This window comes from Luteimonas sp. A537 (assembly GCF_054052065.1).
On sequence record NZ_JBSVRH010000028.1, the window covers coordinates 1 to 554 of the forward strand.

A 554-nucleotide genomic window follows, 5' to 3' on the forward strand; every position below is an offset into this window, starting at 1 on the left:
CCACCGGCGCCGGGGCCACCGGGGCAGTCGGCTCCGGACCCAGCGGGATCACGACGCCAACCGAAGCCAGCACGTCGCCGAACCAGTCTTCGCTCGGGGCGCTGACGCTGGTGTCGTCGAAGTCGGCACGGTAGGCCAGCTCGGTGCGGATCTTGACCCGACCCGTGCCGCCCTGCGCACCCACGCCAACCTTGGCGGCGAAGTTGCCGTCTTCGCGCTCACCCGGCGAAACCGGGCTCGGGAACGCGTCGTACTCTTCTTCCGAACGCTGGTAGCCCACGCCCATCAGCACGTAAGGCGCCCAGTTGCGGCCTTCGGCCAGGAAGTGGCGACGCAGGTCCAGCGAAACGCCGTACTGGCTCCAGTTCAGGTCCTGGTTCGCGTCATTGTTCGGGTTCTGGTAGTTCAGCTCCGCATCCAGCGACCACGCCGGGGAAATGAACTTGCCAACGCCAAGCGTTGCGAACGGCGCATCGCGCGTACCGCGGTCATTGTCCTGCAGGTTGAAACCAGCGCCACCGGTCAGGTACCAGCGGTCGTCGAAATCCTGGGCG

1 protein-coding gene is annotated in these 554 nt (G+C 66.8%); it reads right to left on the reverse strand.

The features are described 5' to 3' along the window. Nucleotides 1-554 (reverse strand): outer membrane beta-barrel protein (locus ACW7GZ_RS14920; RefSeq protein WP_457010066.1); only part of this gene is annotated, 554 nt, incomplete at both ends.